Origin of the sequence: Desulforamulus putei DSM 12395 (assembly GCF_900129195.1) — a bacterium.
GTDB lineage: Bacteria > Bacillota > Desulfotomaculia > Desulfotomaculales > Desulfotomaculaceae > Desulfotomaculum > Desulfotomaculum putei.
Genome location: NZ_FQUY01000013.1, coordinates 49,934 through 74,171 on the forward strand (window position 1 = coordinate 49,934; position 24,238 = coordinate 74,171).

Here is a 24,238-nt window from a genome sequence, read left to right on the forward strand (position 1 = left end):
TCCCTTGTTCATTTTTGCGTTGCTCGATTCTGATGTAATCCCGTTTTTTTAGCTCGGCCAGGTATTTTGTTAAGGTATTTTTGTTAATGCCAAGGTCTTCACAGATGCGTTCCCTGCCCGGCCAGGCGGTGTTACCAGCTCCGGCATAGCTGCATATATATGCGTATAGACCCTTTGCCCCTATAGACAATGAGTGGTCTTTCATGATAGACTTGGCTACCATTCCATAACCTTGGCTGTATATACCGTTTATCTTCAGTTGGTCTATCATCGTCTATACCCCCTTTACTTCCAACAATCCCTTTTCCACCAGTCCCCTTCTTCCTCTGGTTCAGTCTTTACCGGTGGTAAATTACTACCCTCATCTGTTTTGGGAGGGTCCAATAGGGCATAGACAGTGCTTTCATGTTCCTGGTTGGGTCTGATGCGGATTGTTTTTTGTATCCAGCCTTTTTCTTCCAGTTCATGAATTGCTTTTATTACGGTTGGTTTGCTTATTCCGCAGCATTTGGCAATGTAGTTTAGTGACGGCCATGATTGACAATCTCCGTTGGCACAACGAGCTAAAAATAACCTCACAAGTTTTGCTTTGTCTGAAAGGTCAGAGGAAAACACATCGTTATAGTCCCAAAACCAATTTTTACGGCGGTTGTCATTTAAGTAGATTTTGGGTTCTGTAATTTGAATATCGGGCATTTTTATCCCCCTTTTGGCTCAGATGTTTCTCTTAAAAAATAAAAGCCTACGGGATATACCGTGGGCATGTTTTAGAAGTCGATAAAACCTTCCAAAAGAGTTGATAAACCGCTGTTTTCTTCTTGCTTTTCTTCCTTTTGGACGGTAATTACCTTGATATTTTTAATTTCGTTCTGTATTTGTTCAAACCCCAGTTTTATTTCTTCCTGCAAGGACAAAAAGAGAGCTTCAAAGCGTAAACCAAGTTCAATTAGTTCCCTGGCCCTGTCTCCCCGTTTGCCTTTAGGCAGGGTAAATAAAACGTGATCTTCAGGGAGCTTAATATGGAAATTTTTTAAGGCCATGTATCACCGCCTCCGGCCAGTCATTTCAAGGCATTAAGACCGTTTTTTTATTATTTTGTAACATCCCATCTTTGGTAATTTATGGGATGTTACAATTTATCATTTTTTAACCTCTCAGCCCTTGATTCTTCTGGGTTAAAGCGGTATCACGCTGTTTTTGTTTTATTCATGGCAATTTGTGCCATTTTGTAAAAACCAACAGCATTGGCAAACTGGGGATCATTAATTTGTTGAACCTGGGGCAGCATATTTTTAATAGCATCACCCAGTTCTATTGCCCCGCCGCCGGCCATTAGTATCTGGTCAATCATTCCGATATGTTCTGTCCATATTTCTCTAATTGATGATGTTATAGTCCTTGCGGCATAGTTTTTGGCGTCCCTGACCATATCTTCGATATTAATTTCTTGGCCGTTATACCTTACTTCTTTTCGTTTCCATACGTTCATGGCATTGATCAGGGTAAGCGATGCCCCTGTTTGTCTTGTAAAGTTATCGAGAAACAACTGCAGTGCCCGTGATACTCCCTGATTAACTGACCGGAAATAAGTAGGCAGGGGAGTAATCACCCCATCATTGCATTCAAACAGCACCATATCGGTAGTAAAGAATCCTATATCAATCAGGCCGATTAGTCCGTTCTTGGGTATGTTGTCAAGGGCATAAACAGCACCAACGCCCTGGGCAAAGCAAAATACATTGGAAAAGGTAATGTATCTCTCCGGCCCGCCGTCAATACTGACGTATGCATTGATAGATTTTAGTGTTTTAATCACGTCTTCCCTGTACTGTTTATTTTTATATGTGTTGATCGGTAGGCCTACAGCCAGATCCACGCTGTCCTTTGCACCTATCAGGCCGGCAGCAGCCAGGGCTAGCACCGCGCTGGCCTCTTTGGTGAATTTTTGATTGTCCAGACTGAGTTCTACCGCCCGTCCTTCCTTGATCGCTCTTTCCCCGAATGAAAGGGTTCTCTTTTTGATTTCCCCAGGTTTTTTGAGTTCGATAATATGCCCGATGGTGTTAAATCCTTCGATGGTGTTTGCATCAGACGGCGCTACTGCAGATGGAAATATGACTCTGTTATCGGATGATACGGCCTTTGTGTAGCCAAAACCAAGATCGATAGCTATTTGCATAAAATTTTCACTCCTTTTAACTTTTCTCCCTCTGGTTTGCTGATCTGCGCCACCCTCGCCAACGCATCCACCACCTGTTCCGGCGCAAACCTGGCTATTTCCGCCAGGGCAACCTCCGGGGTGAAGGCTTTCGCAGTGCGGTAGTCCCTTTTTGCCACCATTGCGGTGTACACATCGCAGGCTGCCAGTACCAGCACATCCAGGGGCGGGTCATATATGCCGTGTGGATAACCCCGGCCGCCGGGCCTTTCGTGGTGCTGACATACCAGGCGCAGGATATCCCGGGGCACGTCCGGCCAATTTTCAAGAATAATTTTCTCACTCTGTAGGGGATGGGTCTTGATAATATTCCATTCATGCGGCAGGATGGGTGTTCTCCAGAAAAGTTCTTCCGGCCAGGTGGTTTTACCCAAATCGTGCAAAAATGCCGCTGTACCAATGCTTGTTACCGTTTTTCTGTCAAAGGACATGGCAACAGCTGTTTTTACTGCCAGCTCCATCATTTGAAATGAGTGCTGGAGTAGTACAGGTATTGGCTTCATTTTTTCCTCGGCCCAATATAAATCTTTCAAAGGTAACACCGCCTTTGCTTTTAATTTTGGTGCCTATAAAAAAACCCCACCGTATTGGTGGGGCTTCAGAAGTTCACTGCATTTTTTTAGTTACGTTAATCAATCGGTCTAAGATATTTCCTTTTATTGTAAAGGGAACATTACAACTTTTAACCGTTACGGCTTTTCTGCCTGTTACAATTACTTCATAGGTGCCGTTATCAGGCCATTTACCTTTTTGGGTAATGTGGCTTGGAATGAGATAATCTCCATACCAATCTTTTCTCGCTGCGTCATATTTTAAGTTGATAGTGGTCGGAACAAACCCGGCCGGGGCTTTGCCTGTACTGGTATCTATGATTGTTGCTGTTGCACTGTCGATGTCTACCCGTGTAGATAAATCGCTCGGCCTTACAGCCCGAGCAAAAATTCTTATTTTACGGCCCCGTTCTGCTGGCGCCGGGATAATATCCCCTCTCATAACAAAGCCTTCCAGTACAGTAAAGGTACGCTTAAACCAGGTATTCGGATCGGCAGATGGGTGTGACCATTTTGCTGACTGCTGCGGGTATTTTGGAATGTCGATGGCTCTTAACGCCAATGTAAATGTACCGGCGCCGTATGCTTCGTAGTTACTCGGCGGGTTGCTGAGGTAAATCCATGAACCGCCGTTCTTTCGCAGGGCCCACTGATAACCGCCGCAAGGATCGCCGTCCGGGTCGCTGTAGCTTACGTTATAGGTTACTGGTTCGAAGTCGTAGAAGTTTGTTGCCGGGGTCATGGTAAAGCTGACTGTCGGTGGGTTGTTGTCCGGGATAACTTCTACATCTTGATAGTACGGTTCTGATGACATAATTCCATCGCTTACTATCAGCTCAATTTTATATTTGCCCACTGTACTAAAGGACGCCGGCGGTGTTGACGACACTGCACTCCAAGTACCGGCAGGGTTTTGGTAACGCCAAGAACGGGACGTAATAGGTTTGCCGGTAGGACTATAGGAAGCATCGTTATATGTTAATGCCTTTCCAGCCACTACCGGATTTGGCGTCACTGTGAAAAGTGCCACAGGAGGCAAGTTGATGTTTCGAGTGGATATCAGTTTTATATCCGGCAACGACCAAGCGCCTTCTTTATCCTGCACTTCATACTTAATTAGATAATCTTTATTATCCTCTAATATTGAAGGATACCCGTTTATCCATGTTGGGCTTGTGGCCTCACGCCAGGACCACTTTTCCTGAATAATACCTTTATTTGGTTGGCTAAAATGATCCAGGTCATAAGCTGTTTTGTTAAAAGTAATTGACCAGGCAGCCAGGGCCGTTGAGGTACACAGGAAAGTCATGATTAATGCTAGGAATATAATTCTTAATTTGTTCATTTACATTTACCTCCTCTTTTTAAAACTTAGAGGGTAAGTGCATCTCTGCACTTACCCCCGTTTTACCGTTTAGTCATTTGAAAGGTAAATGTTCCGATAGGTCTGCGGTGAACAAAGAGCGACAGTTTATCCGCCGGAGAGAAAGACCACAACCGGTACTCGTCAAAACGGTCATCTGGTGTGGGATTATCTCTCTTTTGGAAGTCAACCAGGTATTTACCAACTTTGTCAAAGCGGTATACCGGGCTGCCAATCCACTGACCGTCAAAGGAGGCTTTCCCAAAGCTGTTTTCAAAGAAGTTGGGGTCGTGTTCATATATCCATCTTTGAGCTATTTCAGGGTCGTTTTCGTAGTCGTTGTAGTAGGTTTTATACTCAACTTCTTCGTTAAGAAGTATATACTGGTTATTCCCAGCCGGTTTGTTTAAGATTTTCTGCAATATATATTCTCCAGCTGTGTTTAACGCATTATCTATATCATTATTATTTATAAACACTCCTTTATCAATTTTACTTATTAAGTTTTCGTAGATTGCAGTATTATTACCTAAACCAATAAAATCAATATTATTTTTTAAAATACACTCTACTGCAGTAAATAAATCATCTTTTTTAGCACCTCCAGAAACAATACCTTCACCTATAACAAGCTCGGTTCCATAAGGATCAAATTTTTCAAAAATTACGTTACCTCCTTTAACAGCAGCAAAAGCAAGTCCACGTCTCCAATGTAAATTATTTACTATGTTGCTAGACATTTTTAGATTAAGCAGTTGATTTTTAAGGGACGGTGTTAGTCCTCCTATAGCATCAAGAATTGATAATGTAATAATACAACCATTAGGAATCGATGCAATATCATTAGCTAAGTTATCACCTAAATATGGATGAGCGTATGAATCATACTGAACTGCTTTAATAACCTGCAAATTATTAGGATCTAAAGCTACCATCGCCCATCCTCGAAAAGGACTAGCATATACCAAAACCCCATTCTTATAAGTATTAGCTCTGAGATAATTGTTAGGATAAAGATAAGAGTATTTAAAGTAATAATCAAATCCTGTCGATTCTACTCTTAATATACAAGAAGGTTTGTCGCGCAAATCAATAACAAAACGATCTGCCCCCTCATTCCAATTTATCTGATTTATTGAATTGCTTATGTTTTTTAATTCTTGAACGTTGACCTTGGTGATATTGGAGTATATCCCGTTCTGCTGTAGCTTTGACTTGATGTAAATATCAATTTTATTATCTATACCCCATACTTTCCCAGCATCAACATCCCCCACCGTAAACACAATATCCACCTTTTTCTTCCTTTGGGCTTCAAAGGCCACGACAGGCTGGACATTTATTACCTCAGTTTTCTTCTCCTGCAGAGGTTTATTATCCGTGTTAGCCTTCAAATAGTCTTCCGGCGAGATAAACTCATCCAGCGTTCCCGTAGGTTCACCGAATCCCTCGGTAACTTCCAGCTCTACCAGGTACTTGCCCACATGACTGGTGCGAATTACCGGCGATGGGTTGTTAGCCGCATCAAAAACAATAAAGGTTTCATCGTCAAAACTGCCGTCGTTGTCGCTGTCAAACTTGTACTTCCATACCCGTTTATTAATGACGTCACCGTCCGGGGAGTAAGACAGGTCTCTGATGAGTAATTCAGATACATTTCTGTCTTCCGGGTTCCTGAGATAGGCACTCTGGACATTAAAGTCAGCCACCGGGGGGGCATCGGGCTGTATGTCATAAAGCTTTTCGTACCATTCCGAGGTATGCCCTGCGGTGTTGGTGACTTTCAATTTTACCCTGTACTGCCCGGGTTTTTTAAATAATAAAACCCTTTCCCCTTTATTATCAGGGTTTTCCAGCCTGATTTTAATATCATCTGCCGTAAGGCCGGAAGTTACTGGTTCAATAACCCACTGATTCAGGTTGGTTATGATGGGATACCGTGAAGGTGATGAACCACCTGCCACAAACTGCAGTTTACGGTTTTGCTTGTAAGGGCCAACCGGTTCAAAATATGCGTTGGGGATGGCCGGTTTTACTACAATGGTCTCTGTGGTACTGGCCTTTTTACCCCAGTCGTCAGTCACTTCAATCGTAACCTTATAGGTTCCCTCCTTGTCAAAATATACTCTGTTTTCATCCTCGGTGAATTGCGTTACCACGCTGCTGTCGGAGGATTTTTTGATCACCCCGCCGGCAGGTATTTCCAGTGTCCATTTAACCTCTTTGATTTCACCGTCCGGGTCATAGGAACGGTTTTTGATAACCACATCGTCCCCCTGCATCACATCAGTGGGGCAAGATATAAGGGCCCTTGGTGCACTGTTTTTAACATCAATGGTACCGCTGACGGAAGCTGTTTCGCCGCCGTCATCCTTAACAGTCAGGGTGATTTTATATTCCCCCTCTTCCTTAAAGATAACGGTACCGCCGTTATCATCCAGACCGCTGTCGTCAATACTGCTGCTACTCTGCCCTTCCTGGGGGTCAATGTCCCAGTCTACGTCAACAATAGTGCCGTCAGTATCATAAGAAAGGTTTTCAATTTGGGCGGGCTTGCCGATACCAACGGTTTTCGGGTACTTCATCTTAGCTACCGGCGGACCGTTGGGCGGGTCCGGCGGAGTCGGGGGAATGAAGTCGCCTTGCACTATAATTGATTTCTCGCAGGGGTCAGAAGTGTTGCCCTTGGAATCCTTAACAACCAGCTTGACTGTGTAAGTACCTTCCGAAGGGAAGGACACCGAATAACTGGTGCCTGCCGGGGTGCCGCTGTAGCCGCTGGGCGTAATGGTCCAGGTGCGGGTGGTAATGGTTGCCCCGCCATAAGCCTGGGATCTGTCCGTCACGGTTACGCTGGTATTGGGCGTGGTCATGTTGGGCATATCAAAGTCCGCCAGTGGTTTACCGCCCGAAGGTGGTACAGGCGGCGGCCCGGTACCGCCCGCCTCAACAACTACTTCTTTGGTAATGGGCGGTGCGGCACGCTTAAAGGCATCGGTCAGTTCCAGGGTCAGGGTGTATTTACCCGGTGACGGGAAGGTGTAGTTTACCTGCTTAGACAGGCTCTTACTGGCCGTCCCCGAATCAACCTGGCTGCCGTTAACCTTGAATTTGTAGTCTAGTCTATACTTGTCATACTTTACATCTATACCACTCAAGGTTAGGCTGGCAGCTGTCAGGCTGATATTAACCGGCTGGCCCGCCTTAATGGTGGGCGGTGTTGAGATATTGCCCGTGGGCAGGGGAGACGGGGTTATGTTTACAACCTTCCCCGAGTAAGCTACGTCTGCGCCGCTGTGGTAGCCTACCTCCCGTATCCAGTAGCGTTTGTTGTTGTTTGGGTTAATGGTGTATAGGTTAACGTTGCCGCTGACATGGCTGTAATTGCCCTTAAATGCTGAAACGGCTTCACTTAAGGCCGAGGAAGGTATAAAGGCATAGCCACCGTAGCTGGGGATTTGGTTGATTAACACCGCACTGCCCACTTGTGAGCCGTTTACCTTTACATCGTAAAGGGTGTTGTATTTGTAGGTGCCTGGCTTAATATCACTTCCACCAGTTATTGTAACCTGCGTACCCTGTACCACACCGGGCCCTAATCCCGGGTCCGACCATGCATAAACCGCCCCCGGAAAGATGACCAGATTTAAAAGACATAAAAAGAAAATTATCAACCGCATTTTTTGTTTTGGTTTATCAACCGTAGGCATCATACCGGATTAACACGCTCCTTTTTCTAATAAAATCGACCCCCTTTCTATTTCGGCAATACCGCCCTAAAATAAGAAAGACCTCCAGGTTCTTTTAAACCTGAAGGTCTCTTCTTAACGGATTATAATACTCTGGGTTTTGCTGTCCCAGTTTACGGTCAGCCCCAATCCCTCCGAAACAAACCGCAGGGGGATCAGTGTCCTGCCCCCCCTTACCACCGCCGGGCTTGCCAGGGTGTACTCTTGATCGTTGACAAAGGCTTTATCGGAATTCAGGGTTAGGTTAACCTTTTTGTCCCCTTTGACAACCTCAATTTTCGTACCGCCGTCCCAGGTAATCTCTGCTCCCAGTTTATCCACTACGCCCCGTAAAGGCACCAGGGTCACGCCGTTTAACACAATGGGTTCCGTATCCAGCAGAGCCGGGCGGCTGAGGCCGTCCTTCACTTCACTGTATTCCTTTTTACCTACCGTAAGCACCAGGCTGTCCGGCCGTGCTTCAGTTACAGCAGGTTCCTGTGGTTCGGTTTCAATCTTACCCTGATTATCTTGGACAGGCGGTTCTTTGACCTCCGGCTTACCCAGCAGGGCCTTTATCTCGGCGGCGGTCTTACCGGCTTCTACCAGGGCAATAACCTCTTTCCCCTTGCCGTTCAAGGACGGGTCTAAGAAAAGTTCTTCCATAGGGGTACCAACCCATTTAGACGGTTCTGTGTACTGCTTGTCAGCATAAAATAACTCTTTCTTAAGCATCTCTGCATAAGGGGTCAACTGCCACGGTTTGCCGTCAATTTCCAAAAGCTCATATTTGGGATACACTGTTGCCATTTCACTGGCAGCACCACGAAGTGAATTCTCAAATTCTTTAAACACATCTTCCTCTTTTATATAGCCCTTACTCTCCGCCCACTTGATGTTTTCCCAAACATCTACTTCATAAACTAGCCCATTATCATTAACTTTAACGACAGTGTGTAAATCTTTGCACTTATCACAAGCCAATGCCTGACCTGTAAACATCCCTAAAATCAACCCAAATGATAAAACGCCAACCGCAGCAATCTTTTTCATATTCTTAAACAGCTTCATCCAAACCCTCCTTGCATTAATAACTTTAACGTAATATTCATATATAATAATTATACACTATTTAGCAAATTTTGTTAAGCATTTTATTATGTTTGCGGTATTAACTGCGGCTTAACAGTTGCCTGAACATACAGGTCAAAATCCTCCGGTATATCTGCCGACACCTTAGCAAAGCCGGATAGTTTAATCGGCACCTTAATGACAGCCGACACGCAGACATCGTTTATATTTTCGGTATAACTGCCGTAGGTAAACTGATTGGGCACGGTATTAAAAACCTGAAAGGCTTCCACTATTACCCGGTCCTTCGCAATGGAACCCGTATCCGGGTTAAACCCCGCATTAAGTTTAAGGTTCTTCTGCAAAATCTGATCAAACTTTGCCCTGGCTTCCGGCTCTTTAATATACAGTACCGGGTTTACGGGGTCAGCCAGGCGGTTGAGGTCGATTTCATTGGCGGCGGCCCGGAGCGCCAGATTTAAAGCGTGCTTGGCCTTGATTTTAGCCATCAGTACATGGCCTATGTCTACAGCCACCGAGATGAACAGCATGAAAACCATGAAACAAAGCAGGGTATAGATAAAGGCCATACCCCGGTTGTCTTTAAATATATTTTTCACTGCTGCTCACCGCCCATGCTTTTAAAGTCAACTCTGTTTGCTCAACCACCCACTGGAAAGTGCCTCGGACGATAAAGGTTTTAAAACGCACCGGATACACAACCCCTACTTGAATATCATCACCCCTCTGCACCTGGGTAGTTCTGTCGGTACCATAGACGACCACCACACCGGGGGCATAGTAACCGGATGTGCCGGAAACATCAAAACCGTATTTTTTACCGTTTGATGTCCAGTTGCGCAAGTTGTTCTGCAAGGATTGCCGGATGGTATCATTGAAACTACCCTCCATCGCCGCTTTTTCTGCGGCGGTGGAGGTGAAGTAGTTTACTACGGCAAAGTCATACATGATAAAGGCGCTTTCGATGATAAAAAGAAACATCATAAAAAGCACCGGCATTACCCAGAGCAGTTCCACAGCAGATAAACCCCTGGTATCTTTAAGCAATTTTTTCATACTATCAGCCGCCAATCTGGTTCACCTTGTCAGTAAACTGGGTGAACTTAACACCGACAGCACCTGTAAGGGCTGCCAGGAACGGGGCTGTACCCAGTACCACAATTATAAGATACAAGGCATACTGGACAAAATCTCCCCGTTCATCCTTTAAAAAATTGCTAAAGCTCCTCACAAGAGAACAGCCCCCTTATTAAATGTGAGGCACTTGTACGTTATCTACACTGCCCTTAATGCCGTCAAACTTGCCCTTTAGACTACCCGCAAATGCTAAAGAAGCACCTGCTACCAGAAGTACCACAATGACAATCCACAGACCGTTTTGGATGAAGTCGCCTCTTTCGTCTTTAATAAAGTTAACCAAGTTTTTCATAATAAAAATTCCTCCTTGTGTTTTTTTAGATATGGAAGTTAATAGATGCAAAAATAACTACTGTGATTTTGGCAACCACCCCCTTTAAAAACTCTATAAATAAAAAAAGCCGGGGCTGCTTCCCCGGCCTTAAAATTTGTTCAAGCTGGTTATGATGTTGGAGAACATGGGATATACGATGATTAAAAGTAGAGCGAACATTAATATGGCTGGCATAAGGGTTTGGATAATGGGTTGGGCCTTAATTTTTCTTTTAATTTCATCCACCCTTACCCGATAAGCTCCTTTGGCAAACTTATCAAGGATTTCGTCTATGTCATTGCCGTTATTAATGCCCATTAACAGCACACTTACCAGGTTAGTTAAAGGCGGATATTTGCAACGATCGGAAAGCCTGTCTAGGGCTTCCTGCAGGGGATAAATTTCCAACTCCAGCACCAATATATCTAACTGCCGCCTTAATTCCCCCTGTACGGCATCCTTTACTATTTTTAACGCTTTGTAAATACCGCCAGCCCGGGAATAAACACGCAGCAAAGAAACCATCAAGGGAAATTCTTTGCTGAGATCCTTTAACCGTTCTTTTTCCCGTGCATTAAGCCAGGCCATTGGAGAGTAATAAATACCGATGGCAGCCGCCGTAAAGCTAAAGGTTGTAAACCAGTTCAAGGTGGAACCAATTACAATACCCAACAGCACCACCAAAACCACCGCTACCATACGAAGTCCCAAAATAAATTCAGCATTAAGCTCAATGCCCATACTTTTGGCACCGGACTTGAAACGATTATAAAGACTGTCCGCCCGGCCCAGGGCTGTGATAACATCCTCTATACGGAGGGAAATTAATATTCCACTGACGGATAACCCCAAAAGAACAGATGGTAAAATCAATTCAACCATCAAAGTTCATCCACCAGCCTTTGCGCCCCAGAGAAATACCAGGCAATAAAGTTTAGAAGAATGACCACGTCCAGCACAACTTTACCCATAAAGGTATTGGTCAAAATATGTCTGGCTTCATCGTAAAAACCAATGACACCGGCAGCCGTCAGGGGCAGGAATATCAGGAAAATGGTAGTGGTGAGTTTTTGCCCCCTTAATTCATTCTTAATTTCTTCCCTTAAAATGATGCGGTCGCTGATAACCTTTGAAGTATCTATAATCACTTCGGAAGTGTTGGTGCCGTATTCTTCGGAAATGGTCACAGCCCGCACAAAAACCTCCAAGTCCCGGTTTTCGGTACGGTCTGCCAGTCCTTTTAATGCTTCCAACAAGCTTTTACCGGCTCGATACTCCATAACGGTTTTTATCAACTCGTCCCTCATGGGTGAAGCTGTGGTCTGCGCCGCCCCCTCTACGCTGTAGATAAGGTCGCCGGTGGTTTCATGCAAGGAAGCGATCATCTGCAGGGCTGTATCCACCTGGGTATCAATCATGGCCTTGCGCTGCATAAATTTCTCGTGCAGTTTTTTCTTGCGGTAAATGACCGCAAATAGCGCCAGCATAACAGAAGCCAGGGGATTTTTTAAAACAATACCAAGTCCGGCACCAGCGGCGGCCAGCATCCCGGTCCCGAGGTAATATTCAGACCGGTTTATGTTTAAAACGCTTAAAAGGTATTCAACGCTACCTGGTTTTGGTTTTTTTGGAGTTAAAATATATTTTTTTGGTTTTTCGGCAGTATCATATTTTAAAGCTATGATTATCCCAAAAACCGCTAAACCGGCCAGGAAGCTGAGCGACAGCAGATCTGTCAAAATTTATGCCCCCTTCACAAAGTATTGCGTACATTCTGCAGGAATTTCCCTGCCGGTAAAGGCGGGCAGTTTAGGTAGTTCTTCCATAAAGTTTTGGGACAGGATTTCCAGCAATTCTTCAGAAATAGGTTGGATAAAACGGTGACCCCGGCCGGGAGAGTATTTATAAATATCCCGGAAAGCCGGCCTACCGTCGTTGGAAAGTACCTGGCTAATGCTTACTAACCTCCTGGTACCATCGGGGAAGCGTTTTAAGAAAATAATAAGGTTCAATATTTCACTGATCATGGCTTGTATTTCTTCCGGGGAGACTGTTCCTGCCCGGGCTGCTGCCCTAACAAAACGCTGGATGGCAGAAAGATTACCCAGGTTGGTGTGAATTGATGAAATACTTCCCTCGTGGCCTGTACCCATAGCGTTTAATAGTTCAAGGGCTTCGGCGCCCCGAATCTCACCTAACAGGATTCTGTCCGGACGCATCCGCAGGGTGTTTATAATAAGTTTGGCGGCATCTGCTTTTTCATTGGTTTCCAGGCTTACTAAGTGCTCCCTGATAAGGTTTAACTCCTTAGTGTCCTCAATGGTGATTAACCTTTCGTTTTCTGGAATGTGTTCGCACAGCCACCGCATAAAGGTGGTTTTGCCGCAGCCGGTGGCCCCGGCCACTAGGATGTTGGCTTTGCCGATTACGCAGTACCTTAAAAATTCAGCAATTTCTTCGGTAAAGTACCCGGTTTTAAGAAAATCTTCTGTGCTGAATACCTTTTTGACAAACCGCCGGATGGTGATATATGGTACAGAGGCACATGGTTTTATGACAGCGTTTACCCTCATTTCACCTAATCTGGCATCCACCGTGGGGTCGGAGTAGTTTATCTTCCTGCCGCACCGCCTCACAATTCTGTCTAATACGTCCATCACTTCCTGCTCGTTCTCAAACTCAACCCCCTGGGCTTTTTCAATAACCCCATTTCTTTCAATAAAAATGTCTTTGGGGCCGTTTATCATAATTTCTGATACTTCCGGGTCTTTTAACAGAACATCGGCAGGGCCTAGGCCAATGATGCGTGCTTTGACATACTCCCGCACTTCCTCCGGCGACTGTCCCTCCACTTCCCTGCCGCCTGTAATACTGTCAACCACTTTGTTTATGATGTCTGTCATGTCTTTGGTGCCGTCCATTAAAACGGCTCCGTGTTCCGCAACTAAAATATTGCGGGCAGAGTCCAAAACATTTCTTAATGTTAACTGCATTTATTCTTCACTCCTTTTTGATTTGATTAATTTAGAACAGCAGATGGCATAAAGCCTTTAAAAAAATAAATCCCGGCTTACTCTGCCGGGGTATTCATTTTATTTTTTTCTTTTATTGCTTCCGAAAGTCCGCCGTGAATTAAGTCAAGTAAATTTATATCACTCTTTTTAACATTTATCATGTTATCTAATTCGTGTATATTTTTAAAATTTAGCGATATGCATTTGCCTAAATCCAGTACAAATAATTCGCATGTATCAGCATGCCTTAATAAAAGTTCCTCCCTGCCATTCCAGCAGTATTTTAGCACCTCTCCCTCTATATTTTTGTCTTTATCAAAATACACCACAACAAAAGGTTTCTTATTCGCAAACCGGTAACAAATTAAAATTCTTTTTAATATATTGCCAGGTTCTACCTCTACGGCATCAGACTTTTTATTAACCCATTTTTTTAAATCCCTTTTAGCATTCCATAATGTTTTATATTCTAAATAAAGCTGCAACCATCCTAGTATAAATCCGCCCAAAATATATACAGCAATCGTATAAACAAAAACACGATTATCCATATTTTCGGGTGTATTCTGAAACAATTTAAAATATGCTTTACTCACCTGTGAGCCGCTAAATGCTAAAGCTAGTGCGTTTATTATAAAGAATACAGCTGCTCCACGATAAACAATTCTAGCAAAGATTCCTTTTTCATCGACATTATATCCTGCAGCTGCATAAGCAATATAACCTGGTAAAAGAATAAACAATACATATAACAAGCTGGTTAAAACCAATCGTCATCATCTCCTCTGTCATAAATTATTTGCTTAATTAAAACCTCTTTAAGAGTAATTCTTTTCTTTGCATACCTTGGATTTTCCTTTAAAACAATGCATCGTAGGTTTGTGTATGTTTTTATGCAAAAGATAAACACTAAAATAACAAGAAAAACAACTGTACCAGTTAAAATGAACGAAGCCACGGTGATTTGTCCTTCACTACCAGTTCTTAACTGCTCAGTTAATAATGTTATTACGAACCAAAGTAATGATACTAAAGGAATATTAAAAATAATTTCTTCGATTGCATCGGCAAAACTTTCTCTCCACAGAGACATTTTATCCCTCCTAAAAACCTTATTATTTGGGAGTTTTTACCCGGTGTAATAATCAGGTTTTCCGGGTGTTCTGGAATAAGGTTAAATACATCTCTGCGCTATCTTTTGAACAAATTTTATCTTCCCATATTTCCTCCCATTGAATGGCAGACGTAAAAAACAAATAAGGTATTAGCCAAATCAGAAGAATCTTAAATGATAAATATTTAATCAGAATTATTGCCGGTATAATTGCTGGCATCAAGCAACAACATATCCACGAAAACGAATCCCAATATCTATATCGACACTCTATTCTTACTGCATATTTCTCAGGGTATAATTTATATAAAGGTTTATTCTTTGTCAGTAAACTAACCAGTAATAAAGCTGCCAGACCCACAACTAGCTGGATTAAACCTAACAGCAGTGAACATAAACATATCAAATGTTGGTCGTCCTTAAGTCCAAAAACAGTCAAATTTTTAATAAAAGTAAAGGGTGAAAAATTATGCTCACTGAAAATATTCCAGATATAGAAGGCAAGCAAAGGGAGCAACGGAACAAACAAGATTCTGATAACATCCTCTTTGGAAAAACCTGTACCGTTTCTACTTTTGATGTTCCTGACCATTCGAGTATACTTAGACTCCCTTTTGGGAATCTTTTTGTTCATAGATACGGCCATTTGGTAATAGTTGTAATTTCTTTTATCATTTTTATTAGTCTGTTTTATAAAGTTTCCTTGTATAATACTTTCGCTTTTATACTCTTTATAAGTATTTCGATTATTTATTTCATTAACAGCCTTTATTTGGTTCCCCTCAGCCTTATTGGTTACGGAAGATGTATTAAAAAAGACACTTGGAAAATTCAAATGGCACCTTTCGCCTTTATTGTCTATAACCGCTTTAAAGAAAGACGAAAATTTATTATTGAAGAAATGGAGATATGTATTAATACCCTTTAAAAAGCAGGTGTTAAAAAAATTGTTCTTGTCACATGGCTTCTGACACCTGAATTGCTCCCTCAAACTCTTTCCTCCCCTCCTCCTAAATATGAAAAACTTGGTAAAGGCAAAAGTCTCTGGCTGGGTATTAAGACACAGCCTTTTCACTATATTGCCAACTTCATCGGTAAAAGAAAATCAAAGTATACCCCATTAACTAGCAGTTGGTACGAATTTGAATGGGATTTTCTCATTAATAAAAACACCTCTTTCAAAAAATAAGTGGCACCCTTAATATTTGGGTGCCGCTGTGTTTTTGCCCGGTGTAATAATCAGGTTTTCCGGGTGCTCCGGTGTAACGTAAATCATTTTGGCTTTTTGGGTAGCACTAAGTATTTTTTTACCTTCCTCCCGGGTGCATATAACCACAATTTTACCTTCAGTGGGGTCTTTCCCGGCTGAAAGGTTGTTAAAGTTATGAACGATATTAGGGCCGGAGGAAGAAATAAATTTTGACCCTTTGCCGTATTCTTTAGTTCCATCATCTTCCACCGAATAGAAAGTAACATAGTCACCTTTTTTCAATAATTTAGGAAAAGCAATGTTTTTACCTTCCTGCAGTTCCAGAATCATTTCGTCCGGCTGCAGGGCTTCAAAGGCATCTACCACTTTATCTGGGTTGTTTACGAGTTTTGTGCTTAATATCTGTTCCCCGGCTGTTATGGGCATCTTGGGATAAGTACCAATAACATTCTTTAAGTCATGATAGGCTTTTGGATGTACAGATCTGGCTGATATTTTCTTTATTGCCACGTCCGCCTCTGTGATTTTTTTTAAGTTGTCTATATCCCTAACTGCTACTACTACATCCACCGGACGGATAAAAGACATCACCGCTGTATAAATACCTACAGCAGCTATAAACCCAATAATGATGGAACCCAGCAGAATACTTTTGTTTTTGCTTTTAGGTTTAACTATTTTGGGAACGTTAGGTTTATTAAACTTTAACATTTTCTTATCTAATTCCTCCCGTATTAATATGCCATACTTTTAGCTTAATCTCCTCCAAACAACCTGCTGATTTTAGTAAATAATGTGTCGCTCTTTTTACTGTTCAAAAGACCAGGTAAAATTGCCTCAACAAGAGAAGAAACCCCTTCCTGGTAATGTGACCTGCGGCTGACAAAATCTCCCCTGTTGAAGGCATCAGTCAATTCAGGGGAAAATGGCAGATAAATGCCTTCTTCAATGTCGTAATCACTAAACTGCTGTACCAGCTCCTGCAGGATTTTTTCATTGGTTTCTATCTGCCGGCCGTTATTTACAACCACAAATTTACTTCTTAAAGCTGTCATTTGGTGCCAGGACAGCAGCTTCCCTATTCCTTGCAAGGTGGTATCAAGCAAAATAATGCCGGTGTTACAATATTGAGTAATCTCCTGCAAGTTTTTAAGTTCTGCATTAGGTAAGTCTAAAATTATAGCATCAAAATTTTCCTTTGCCTTTTTTATTGAATCTTTCACCTCTCCTGGTTGTGGGTAATGAAAGTAAAAGTTATCTGTTAATCGTATAGCTACTAAAGAACCTGTTTGCCCCAGGTGCAGTCCTTTATCTAAAACATACTGTTTTGTGTCCCCACCGTTCGGGTTTAAATCTATTAATAAAACATTTAGTTTGCCTGAAATTGTATTGGCTAGGTGGACTGCAAGAGTGCTGGCTCCAATACCACCCTTTGCCCTGATTATGGCTATGCATTTTTGCGGATGTGACGAAGCGGCGGCTTTTACTAAAATAATCGGTTTTTCTCCCACCTGCCTGTTTTCTATTTTTAAAGGTTTGCCCTCCAGGACAGTATATACAGCTTCCAAGGGTATTTTTAAGGCAGTGGCTATACCTTCGGGAGTGCAGTATTGGTGCATTTCCCGTATTTTTTGAATAAGATCATCCTGCACAAACTACACATCCTTCTTGAATTTTTGAAATAACTTCTTCAAAAAACCTTGTTTTGGATTATTCTCTTCTAATCTGCCTGCAGACAATATTTCATAGCTGTACCCGGCTAATTGAGCTATTTTCTGCACCACATGGTGAATTTGGTTGTACCCCTTATCCAGGTCCACCACCTTGCCTTCATGGGTTCCCTTGACATTTTCTCGATAATTAACCGGGATAATAGCTTCTATCCGGGGCAGGGAGTTTTTATCCTTTACTTTAAGGTTAACTGAAAAGCTGGCTTCAATTTTTCTTGGATCTCTTAATTCAGGATCATACATGTTAAGTATTAAGCCAATTTGGTCTGGCTTGACGCCGCACATGATATATTGCGGGGCATAGTCTTTGGCTTCTTCTTCCGAAAAGGAAGATTGAGTCAGTATAGAATACACCCGGTCGGCGCGCTCAAACAGTTCCTTTAACCTTTCGTCCGTCCAAAATTCAGGCGGCGTGTCAGCTATTAAGACTGGGAATTGGCTTAATAAAAAGTCCAGTATTTTTCCCACCTTACCATCTTCAAAATACGGGTTAGTGGTGTCCATCGGCCCGGGTAGAACGTAAAGGTATTCGTTTACTTTTACCAGCACATCCATCACCAGTGATGGCGAGAAAGGGTTTGCCGCCAGCAGTTCAATGCCAGGTACGCCTTCAATTTTAAAGAAGGTGGCAATATCAGGGGCAGCCAGGTTAAAGTCCAGCAGGCAGGTTTTTATCCCTGCATGGGCTAAGGCCACTGCTTTTGTAATAGCTATAGTGGTTTTTCCAACTCCGCCTTTAGTAGATGAGGATATAATTAGCTTTCCTCTGGTATTGAATGCTTGGGACGCCAAAATTGGTTGTTGTCTTGTGTCTGGTGTACTTGTTTTTTCCTCTCTTTTTATCACCGGAGTTTGAAGTTTTTGGGCCGGTATTGCCGGCCTGTCTTCTTTTTCTGTGGTTATATACTCCACTTTATTATCAGGCAAGGTATTAAGGAGAGGTTCTCTGCGGGGAAGTTCTTTAATTGTATTTTTTACTGGTATTTTAGACACCACAGGCTGTTCAACAGGTGCCCTAGCCGGTATTTCCCAGCAACCAATTTCTTCTCTGTCATACATTAAAGCAACCGGCAGGGTATAAGGCCGATCACCCGGGGTATTTGGTACATCTCCGGTAACAATGTTGTTAAAACCATAACTTTGAGCATTTTCAATAAACTCTCCGGTTGCTCTATCTCCTAAATTTCCAGCCAATAAAATAACTCTGGATTTAGGAAAGAAGGTTCTTATTTTAGAGAGTGATAGGTTTTGCTGGTTTAAATACTTACGGCTGAACACAACTATATCAGGATAATTACTGTTTTTAAGGGTAAAATACCAGTGCTTAAATTGCGCCAGACTTTTTAAAGCTGTTAATAAATCCCCGGCAATCTCTTTTTCTACAAGCAGAAGGCAGCTGGTGGTGATGGCCCCCAGGGCTTTCTCAGTTATTTCTTCCTGTTCAAAGGGAAGTATTTCCGGGTTTTGTTTTGCCAGCTCACTAAGGCATGCTTTTGCTTCTTCGATATTAACTGCAGGCCCAAGTTTATTGCCGTTAAACCATTCCGGAAATTGATTTTTCAGTTTTTCGACAGTCTGGTTTGCCAGCTGCTGTTTGCGTTCTTCTTCAAACTGTTCCCAGTTCACAAAAAATACACCTCCTGAAAAAGAAAAGCCCGCCTTTGGTTGGCGGGGGAAAGTACGTCTACTTACTATAGAACTGCAGAAAAATAACTACTACAGCTGCTAAAAGCAAAGTTCCTACTACAATGAAATGCGTACGATCTATGAAATTTATGTAGATGTTTTCGTTGTTATGCTTGTCGTTTTGACTGTCTATGATTTACTCCTCCCTTCCCTGCCAATACAGCACATCTCCCACGTTAATTCTTTCCAGTGCGCCAGGTTCTACCTCTACCACCATTTCCGCATCCATGACCAATTTACTGACCCGCCAGGGTTTCAGTACCTCTTTATGCAGCACCACTCCCTGCTTATTAAGGAATATCGCCCCGATGGGAAATCGCATAAAAAAGGTATGTACCTGGCGACAGGGGCTAAGTATAAGGGCTGTGTTTTTTGGCATCTCAGACCGCCCCAGAAGCCCTTTGAGTCGGGTTAAAAAGGTGTTGGCTATAATTACATTATCGAAAGCTATTTGACTTATAGAGGAAAATTGAAGCATTTTTTATTCTCCTTTCACCCTATTTCTGCCTTCCTGCTTAGCTTGATACAGAAACCCGTCCGCCCTCTGTATAAGGCTTTCTACTGTATCTTCCGGCCTTCTTTGAGCCACACCCAGGCTGGCGGTGATTTTGATGGTTCCGGCACAGGTTTGTACCGGGGTGGCTTCCACTGCTTCTCTAATTCTTTCCGCAACTTTGCGGGTGTTTTGGGCATCGGACAAACAGATAACGGCAAATTCTTCCCCGCCGTATCTGGCCACTAAATCACCTAGTCGGACAGTCTTAGATATGGTCTTGGCAAAGTGTTTCAGCACTTCATCCCCCGCCTGGTGGCCATAAGTATCGTTAACTTTTTTGAAGTGGTCTATATCCAGCATGATGACGGAGAATACACTGTCGTTCTTTATCATTTCTGCCAAACGGCTGTCCAAGTGTTTGCGGTTGGCTACGCCGGTTAAGCCGTCCGTGCAGTTGGCCATCATAAGGCGAAAAGATTCTCCGGCCTGCCGGGCGGTTTGACACAGGATTTTTTCTTCCTGCGTTTTAAGTTTTTGCAGAAGTATTGTTTTTTCCCGGCGGTGGGAAACCATGATATATAATACTGCTATGAGCCACAACAGCTGGCTTAGCCACAGCAGGGTTTTCACTTGTCCTATTGTACCTGCCACGCCTAATAGAAAAGGCGGGATTAATACTGCAGGTTGTTTCATCGAATCACCCCCTTGAAAAAGGGAACCCCGGTAGAATAATCATTCTGCCGGGGCGCATTTTTCATTACCACATGAAGGCTTCTATTGTGTTTTCATCTTTGTAAGGGCAGAAACCAAGTTAACTCACTCCTCATAATTATATTGTTTAGTAAGGATTTCTTTTACTGTTAACCGGTTCCTTCTATACATGGCAGTTATTTTCAGTATGTTCACATATAGGTGTGAGATAAAAACAACTATTAGCAGAATATGTCCCACAACAACAGTCCATAAAATAAAGTCAAGCAATGCATTGTCAGCTAGATGTTTTACCATGTTAAATGTTTTTAGAATCATTGTCACCAGCAATGATAGCCCTGTGAATGTTATAGGCAATTGCCGGAAAAGTAATTGAATTGTTTCTTCCCCTGTGGTTTTTAATAATTTCAATTTTTTCACCCCCTTGTATGATATTGACCAACAGGTAATTTCCAGTTGGTCATTTTTATTTATTCAAGATATCAATATCCAAACACAGGTGTTAAGGAAAAAACCTGTCAAAACAAAGCCTCCTATATAGTTCCTTAAAATGTAGTTTTCAGTTATAGTTCCATATATAGCCATAAGTGATCCAACTATGACTCCAAAACGCAATAACCACATAAACCATTTTTCCGGAGGAATCGCAAAATGCCATACAAAAAAAGGTACGAAAACGTAAAAAAGAATTTGAAATCCCTTCTCAATCAAGTTTTCATGGCATCCCTTCATATTATATTCACCTTCCTTCACTTTCCATCTGTGCTTACAGGGGTTATTATAACCTTGTTTGGTATTAGTGGTGCTTTCTTTCTGTTTTTAGGTCATTTTGTATTCATCCTCCTGAATTACCCATTGATCACCTATTTTACTAAAACATACTTCAATATAAATCTATCTCTATTTATATATTTATTTGGACCACCCGTATATATTCTTATCTATTATGCCATCATGGTCATGATTAATAATATATTCCACCGAATAAGTAAAAATCATTACTTGTATACTTTCTTGTCATCACCATTTTGCTACTATTTCGCATTAAAAATCCTATCTACCGATAATACTTCACTTAATATTCCTTTAAACTGTCTTTATATAGAGATACATTTACCTGCAACTTTTAAAATAAAAAAGAATCCATATCTTAAAGATGCTCTTGTGAATGATATAAATTCTTATATCCAGTTCCTTCGAAAAGTAAAAATATTTCGAAGCGCAACCGTGTACACTTATACACCACTTGCAGTTAGAGGACTTCTAAAATTAACAAATACGGATTCAAACATATCATGTATCTCAACACCAACGCTCATTGATCCGGAAAAAGCATTGACAGTGCGGCTAACCAAAAAGAAATGGCATTTTTACACCATTACATTTTCTAAAAAATAAAAAAGCCGGGTTATCCCCGGCTCTCCATTACTGCTGCTGTCCCTGCTGTTACTTCTGCACCTATGGCTGCTGACCCTGTACTGGCGGCGCCTGCGAAGGCTGCGGTTCCTGTTCGCCCTGCCTCAGTTCCCGGTGTAACGCCATCGCCTGGCCAAACCCCGGCTTATTTTGCCGGGGCGGTGACAGCTTTGATAATGTTTTCTTTTCCGTAGATAGTTGTTATTTTACCGTTTTGCTTTATTATCAGTACCGGAACTCCCCCGGCATAGCGGTGGTAGGAGACTTCCCCCGCATAACCTTTTTCTTTTAGGTATTTAACCCCTTCCTGGGCTTCTCCGCTACTCTGAACAGGCTGCCACTTTTCACCCTTTGGGTCCAGTTTAGCCAGGGCTTCTGTCACTTCTTTACATGCAGGGCACTTGGGACTGAATAAAAGAACCGGTTTTATTTCTGCTATTTTCTCTATTTCTGCATCGAGTTTATTTGGGTTCAATTTCGCAGTTATGTCCTGCGCCGCCGTTAATGTATTCATACTGCTTATTGGTACGGCTATAAAAGCCACGGCAACCATAAGAACAGTCATAACCAGCGCCATCACCCGGGCCGGGGTCTTGGTTTTTCCTCTCTGCACCAGAGATAAGCAGATAACTCCTGCCAGAATTAAAAGGTCTGCCTTTAAGCAGGTCAAGCAGGTTGTTTTTATGACGGCCTGCATAGTAAGTGATATGGATATAAGCCCTATGCCGCCGATTAACGACCAGATGGATTTATGGGTTAGGGCAATAGCACTGCACAAGGCGCAAATCAGTACCGCAAATACGGTTATCACATCAAAGTCTGCTTGGGCTGTAAGGTATACTGCGGCAGACAAAAATAACAGTGAGGATGGTAGCTTTTTCAAAGCACAGATCATTCCTTTCCGGTTATTCTTCGCAATAGTTATCCGGCGGTCTTTGCCATTTACCGTTATTAACGTCATGGTAGTATGTCCTCCCCTGGGAGCAGGTGGAGGCATTCAGGTACTCAAAATTAGCGTTCGGGTTGATTAGTTTTAAAAAGTCCATCAGCAGGGTCCTTACTTTGCCGTGGGCCTGGACAAATACGGATGGATAAAAACGGCTGTTGCGCCTGTTTTGGCTTAAATAGCTTGTGTCAACGGAAATATTAGAAGAACCCCCTGTTTGCGCATCCATTTCGGCGGGCTTGTTTATTTCAAAAACAGTATTAGCCGCAATAACAGCATCATCGCCTCCGTTTTTATAGTCTACCCAACGGTCCAGTATTTCCGGATCTCCGTTGCACCCGCAGGAACAGCAGTAACGACGCCATCCTTCGTTGTCTATTAAATCTGCTTCTTTACCGACAACAATTATGGGGTCGCCGCAGTCAACACAGCAGGGACAACAACCTTTCTTACAGTCACAGCATTCTCTGCTACTACCAGGGTCTATCTCCAGTTTTACATAACGGTCAACGCTTTTAGCCGCCGCCAGCGCTGCCGCATCCCCGGCGGTTTGTAATTTTTCCTTGGCGGCGGTATATCTGCCGAAGTCTACCACAATGGCTACTAGGGCTAGAAAGATAAAAATAACTCCGGCGGTAATGGGGAGGATGCCGCCTTTCTGGTCTTTTAAGATTTTTTTAATCACCAAAGTCCCACCACCCAAAAGTTGATTTACCCGTCAGTTCTTTTTCGTCTACCGGCTGTCCTCCTACCAAAGTGGGAAACATGCTAGAAAAAGGCGATGAACGATATTTTACTTCGCAGGTTATAAATTTTCTTTGCCCGTAATTACTTGAGTTGAAAGAAATATTTATTTTACTTTGTTCAAGTTTCCACATCCATGCGGTTTGTTGTGCTTTTTCCAGTCCCTTGCTGATATCCCCGGTCATAACCGCCTGGCGGCTGCCGTCTCTGGCTGCCTTCTGTACGGCGGTATAATCGGCAATCCTGAGTCCTATGGTAATAAAAAACAAGTACAGCATGAGGAAAATAATAATACTGCCGGCAAATTCCAGCATGGCCTGGCCCCGTTCATCGCCAGTTATATTCGCTTGAGTTGGTGTATTTGTGTTCACCGGGTGCCACTGCCTCCTTTACTATTTGCACTTCTTTAGACCAGACAGGGTTATTTTTGTTTAATATTTTTGGTATGCCGGGGAAAAAGGTTTTCATACTTGTTTCCACCCGGCAGGCGGGGAAGTTGCCGTTCCAGTATACGCTGACATTTTTTATTTGGGAAAAAACTTGTGTTTTAGCCAGGTAGTTTTCAGCAACAGCTTTTGCCTTGGCATAGTTATTGGTTGTGCCCAGGTAAACTGCCCCGTGGCGGGCTGCCCTGTCTGCCTGGAAGCTGTTGTACAGCCAGGAGGCGTGGATGATAAACACAAACAGCACAGCCATGTAGATGTAAAAAACCAGAGCGAATTCTACCAGGGCTTGGCCTTTTTGATCTTTCAGCAGGTTTTTTATTTTA

General features: G+C 42.8%; 27 protein-coding genes and 1 pseudogene. 1 reads left to right on the forward strand and 27 read right to left on the reverse strand.

Annotated features, from left to right (window positions below; translation table 11 throughout):
• Positions 1 to 43: 43 nt before the first annotated feature.
• The 17 genes and pseudogenes from BUB67_RS17415 to BUB67_RS09720 all read right to left on the reverse strand — a co-directional run.
• Positions 44 to 271 (reverse strand): annotated as a pseudogene (locus BUB67_RS17415) (helix-turn-helix domain-containing protein); the annotation flags it as partial.
• A 14-nt stretch (positions 272 to 285) separates the two neighbouring features.
• On the reverse strand, positions 286 to 696 hold the full coding sequence (locus tag BUB67_RS09650) for a helix-turn-helix domain-containing protein (protein WP_073239225.1): 411 nt from the start codon (positions 694 to 696) through the stop codon (positions 286 to 288).
• Positions 697 to 767: 71 nt separating this feature from the next.
• Positions 768 to 1,040 (reverse strand): hypothetical protein, encoded by a 273-nt coding sequence (locus tag BUB67_RS09655; protein ID WP_003542018.1) that lies wholly within the window; start codon positions 1,038 to 1,040, stop codon positions 768 to 770.
• A gap of 146 nt (positions 1,041 to 1,186) precedes the next feature.
• Complete coding sequence (locus BUB67_RS09660) at positions 1,187 to 2,179, reverse strand: ParM/StbA family protein (RefSeq protein WP_073239226.1); 993 nt, start codon at positions 2,177 to 2,179, stop codon at positions 1,187 to 1,189.
• Positions 2,170 to 2,751, reverse strand: coding sequence for an HD-GYP domain-containing protein (locus BUB67_RS09665; RefSeq protein ID WP_238457012.1), 582 nt, complete (start codon positions 2,749 to 2,751; stop codon positions 2,170 to 2,172). Before BUB67_RS09665 ends, BUB67_RS09660 begins: the two co-directional genes overlap by 10 nt.
• 73 nt (positions 2,752 to 2,824) lie before the next feature.
• The gene (locus BUB67_RS09670) at positions 2,825 to 4,114 is read right to left on the reverse strand and encodes a hypothetical protein (RefSeq protein ID WP_073239227.1); all 1,290 of its coding nucleotides are present in this window, start codon (positions 4,112 to 4,114) and stop codon (positions 2,825 to 2,827) included.
• Positions 4,115 to 4,176: 62 nt separating this feature from the next.
• On the reverse strand, positions 4,177 to 7,845 hold the full coding sequence (locus BUB67_RS09675; protein ID WP_073239228.1) for a PKD domain-containing protein: 3,669 nt from the start codon (positions 7,843 to 7,845) through the stop codon (positions 4,177 to 4,179).
• 111 nt (positions 7,846 to 7,956) lie between these two features.
• Positions 7,957 to 8,931 (reverse strand): stalk domain-containing protein, encoded by a 975-nt coding sequence (locus BUB67_RS16000; protein WP_084127696.1) that lies wholly within the window; start codon positions 8,929 to 8,931, stop codon positions 7,957 to 7,959.
• 86 nt (positions 8,932 to 9,017) lie between these two features.
• Positions 9,018 to 9,551: a TadE/TadG family type IV pilus assembly protein gene (locus BUB67_RS09685; RefSeq protein ID WP_073239229.1), complete on the reverse strand. Its 534-nt coding sequence runs from the start codon at positions 9,549 to 9,551 to the stop codon at positions 9,018 to 9,020.
• Entirely contained in the window at positions 9,535 to 10,008 is a 474-nt protein-coding gene (locus tag BUB67_RS09690) for a TadE/TadG family type IV pilus assembly protein (protein ID WP_073239230.1), read from the reverse strand. Before BUB67_RS09690 ends, BUB67_RS09685 begins: the two co-directional genes overlap by 17 nt.
• A 4-nt stretch (positions 10,009 to 10,012) precedes the next feature.
• Positions 10,013 to 10,183 carry a Flp family type IVb pilin gene (locus BUB67_RS16430; RefSeq protein WP_159431828.1) on the reverse strand — a complete coding sequence of 57 codons (171 nt, stop codon included), beginning with the start codon at positions 10,181 to 10,183 and terminating at the stop codon, positions 10,013 to 10,015.
• A gap of 18 nt (positions 10,184 to 10,201) precedes the next feature.
• Positions 10,202 to 10,381 (reverse strand): hypothetical protein, encoded by a 180-nt coding sequence (locus BUB67_RS09695; protein WP_073239231.1) that lies wholly within the window; start codon positions 10,379 to 10,381, stop codon positions 10,202 to 10,204.
• 129 nt (positions 10,382 to 10,510) lie between these two features.
• The gene (locus BUB67_RS09700; protein ID WP_238457014.1) at positions 10,511 to 11,284 is read right to left on the reverse strand and encodes a type II secretion system F family protein; all 774 of its coding nucleotides are present in this window, start codon (positions 11,282 to 11,284) and stop codon (positions 10,511 to 10,513) included.
• The gene (locus BUB67_RS09705) at positions 11,284 to 12,141 is read right to left on the reverse strand and encodes a type II secretion system F family protein (protein WP_073239233.1); all 858 of its coding nucleotides are present in this window, start codon (positions 12,139 to 12,141) and stop codon (positions 11,284 to 11,286) included. Before BUB67_RS09705 ends, BUB67_RS09700 begins: the two co-directional genes overlap by 1 nt.
• A 3-nt stretch (positions 12,142 to 12,144) precedes the next feature.
• Positions 12,145 to 13,395: a TadA family conjugal transfer-associated ATPase gene (locus BUB67_RS09710; RefSeq protein WP_073239234.1), complete on the reverse strand. Its 1,251-nt coding sequence runs from the start codon at positions 13,393 to 13,395 to the stop codon at positions 12,145 to 12,147.
• Between the two features lie 77 nt (positions 13,396 to 13,472).
• Positions 13,473 to 14,186, reverse strand: coding sequence for a hypothetical protein (locus tag BUB67_RS09715; RefSeq protein ID WP_073239235.1), 714 nt, complete (start codon positions 14,184 to 14,186; stop codon positions 13,473 to 13,475).
• On the reverse strand, positions 14,177 to 14,509 hold the full coding sequence (locus BUB67_RS09720; RefSeq protein ID WP_073239236.1) for a hypothetical protein: 333 nt from the start codon (positions 14,507 to 14,509) through the stop codon (positions 14,177 to 14,179). The genes BUB67_RS09715 and BUB67_RS09720 overlap by 10 nt, the downstream gene beginning before the upstream one ends.
• 490 nt (positions 14,510 to 14,999) lie before the next feature.
• Here BUB67_RS09720 and BUB67_RS16190 point away from each other — a divergent pair, with 490 nt between their 5' ends.
• Positions 15,000 to 15,458, forward strand: a complete 459-nt coding sequence (locus BUB67_RS16190) for a hypothetical protein (protein ID WP_143157040.1) — start codon at positions 15,000 to 15,002, stop codon at positions 15,456 to 15,458.
• A gap of 270 nt (positions 15,459 to 15,728) precedes the next feature.
• On the opposite strand, the gene BUB67_RS09730 is transcribed toward BUB67_RS16190, so the two are convergent.
• The 10 genes from BUB67_RS09730 to BUB67_RS09780 form a co-directional block, all read right to left on the reverse strand.
• Positions 15,729 to 16,451, reverse strand: a complete 723-nt coding sequence (locus BUB67_RS09730) for an SAF domain-containing protein (protein ID WP_073239238.1) — start codon at positions 16,449 to 16,451, stop codon at positions 15,729 to 15,731.
• 44 nt (positions 16,452 to 16,495) lie between these two features.
• Positions 16,496 to 17,251: a nucleotide-binding protein gene (locus BUB67_RS09735; RefSeq protein WP_159431829.1), complete on the reverse strand. Its 756-nt coding sequence runs from the start codon at positions 17,249 to 17,251 to the stop codon at positions 16,496 to 16,498.
• Positions 17,252 to 17,395: 144 nt separating this feature from the next.
• Positions 17,396 to 19,096 carry a CpaE/TadZ family protein gene (locus BUB67_RS09740; RefSeq protein ID WP_073239240.1) on the reverse strand — a complete coding sequence of 567 codons (1,701 nt, stop codon included), beginning with the start codon at positions 19,094 to 19,096 and terminating at the stop codon, positions 17,396 to 17,398.
• 196 nt (positions 19,097 to 19,292) lie between these two features.
• Positions 19,293 to 19,634 (reverse strand): DUF192 domain-containing protein, encoded by a 342-nt coding sequence (locus BUB67_RS09745; protein WP_073239241.1) that lies wholly within the window; start codon positions 19,632 to 19,634, stop codon positions 19,293 to 19,295.
• Between the two features lie 3 nt (positions 19,635 to 19,637).
• Positions 19,638 to 20,345 (reverse strand): GGDEF domain-containing protein, encoded by a 708-nt coding sequence (locus BUB67_RS09750; RefSeq protein WP_073239242.1) that lies wholly within the window; start codon positions 20,343 to 20,345, stop codon positions 19,638 to 19,640.
• Positions 20,346 to 20,468: 123 nt separating this feature from the next.
• Positions 20,469 to 20,774: a hypothetical protein gene (locus BUB67_RS09755; protein WP_073239243.1), complete on the reverse strand. Its 306-nt coding sequence runs from the start codon at positions 20,772 to 20,774 to the stop codon at positions 20,469 to 20,471.
• 1,150 nt (positions 20,775 to 21,924) lie between these two features.
• Complete coding sequence (locus BUB67_RS09765) at positions 21,925 to 22,740, reverse strand: hypothetical protein (RefSeq protein WP_159431830.1); 816 nt, start codon at positions 22,738 to 22,740, stop codon at positions 21,925 to 21,927.
• A complete protein-coding gene (locus tag BUB67_RS09770; protein WP_159431831.1) occupies positions 22,685 to 23,410 on the reverse strand; it encodes a TadE/TadG family type IV pilus assembly protein in 726 nt (241 codons plus the stop codon). The genes BUB67_RS09765 and BUB67_RS09770 overlap by 56 nt, the downstream gene beginning before the upstream one ends.
• Positions 23,403 to 23,840 carry a TadE/TadG family type IV pilus assembly protein gene (locus tag BUB67_RS09775; protein ID WP_143157042.1) on the reverse strand — a complete coding sequence of 146 codons (438 nt, stop codon included), beginning with the start codon at positions 23,838 to 23,840 and terminating at the stop codon, positions 23,403 to 23,405. The genes BUB67_RS09770 and BUB67_RS09775 overlap by 8 nt, the downstream gene beginning before the upstream one ends.
• Entirely contained in the window at positions 23,797 to 24,234 is a 438-nt protein-coding gene (locus BUB67_RS09780) for a TadE/TadG family type IV pilus assembly protein (protein ID WP_143157043.1), read from the reverse strand. The genes BUB67_RS09775 and BUB67_RS09780 overlap by 44 nt, the downstream gene beginning before the upstream one ends.
• Positions 24,235 to 24,238: the final 4 nt, after the last annotated feature.

What these genes read in the sequence shown, in the direction of transcription:
- BUB67_RS09650 (WP_073239225.1), bottom strand. Translation starts at nt 696, where the DNA reads ATGCCCGATATTCAAATTACAGAACCCAAAATCTACTTAAATGACAAC.
- BUB67_RS09655 (WP_003542018.1), bottom strand. Translation starts at nt 1,040, where the DNA reads ATGGCCTTAAAAAATTTCCATATTAAGCTCCCTGAAGATCACGTTTTA.
- BUB67_RS09660 (WP_073239226.1), bottom strand. Translation starts at nt 2,179, where the DNA reads ATGCAAATAGCTATCGATCTTGGTTTTGGCTACACAAAGGCCGTATCA.
- BUB67_RS09670 (WP_073239227.1), bottom strand. Translation starts at nt 4,114, where the DNA reads ATGAACAAATTAAGAATTATATTCCTAGCATTAATCATGACTTTCCTG.
- BUB67_RS09675 (WP_073239228.1), bottom strand. Translation starts at nt 7,845, where the DNA reads ATGATGCCTACGGTTGATAAACCAAAACAAAAAATGCGGTTGATAATT.
- BUB67_RS16000 (WP_084127696.1), bottom strand. Translation starts at nt 8,931, where the DNA reads ATGAAGCTGTTTAAGAATATGAAAAAGATTGCTGCGGTTGGCGTTTTA.
- BUB67_RS09690 (WP_073239230.1), bottom strand. Translation starts at nt 10,008, where the DNA reads ATGAAAAAATTGCTTAAAGATACCAGGGGTTTATCTGCTGTGGAACTG.
- BUB67_RS09695 (WP_073239231.1), bottom strand. Translation starts at nt 10,381, where the DNA reads ATGAAAAACTTGGTTAACTTTATTAAAGACGAAAGAGGCGACTTCATC.
- BUB67_RS09700 (WP_238457014.1), bottom strand. Translation starts at nt 11,284, where the DNA reads ATGGTTGAATTGATTTTACCATCTGTTCTTTTGGGGTTATCCGTCAGT.
- BUB67_RS09710 (WP_073239234.1), bottom strand. Translation starts at nt 13,395, where the DNA reads ATGCAGTTAACATTAAGAAATGTTTTGGACTCTGCCCGCAATATTTTA.
- BUB67_RS09720 (WP_073239236.1), bottom strand. Translation starts at nt 14,509, where the DNA reads ATGTCTCTGTGGAGAGAAAGTTTTGCCGATGCAATCGAAGAAATTATT.
- BUB67_RS16190 (WP_143157040.1), top strand. Translation starts at nt 15,000, where the DNA reads ATGCTCACTGAAAATATTCCAGATATAGAAGGCAAGCAAAGGGAGCAA.
- BUB67_RS09730 (WP_073239238.1), bottom strand. Translation starts at nt 16,451, where the DNA reads ATGTTAAAGTTTAATAAACCTAACGTTCCCAAAATAGTTAAACCTAAA.
- BUB67_RS09745 (WP_073239241.1), bottom strand. Translation starts at nt 19,634, where the DNA reads ATGCTTCAATTTTCCTCTATAAGTCAAATAGCTTTCGATAATGTAATT.
- BUB67_RS09750 (WP_073239242.1), bottom strand. Translation starts at nt 20,345, where the DNA reads ATGAAACAACCTGCAGTATTAATCCCGCCTTTTCTATTAGGCGTGGCA.
- BUB67_RS09765 (WP_159431830.1), bottom strand. Translation starts at nt 22,740, where the DNA reads ATGACGTTAATAACGGTAAATGGCAAAGACCGCCGGATAACTATTGCG.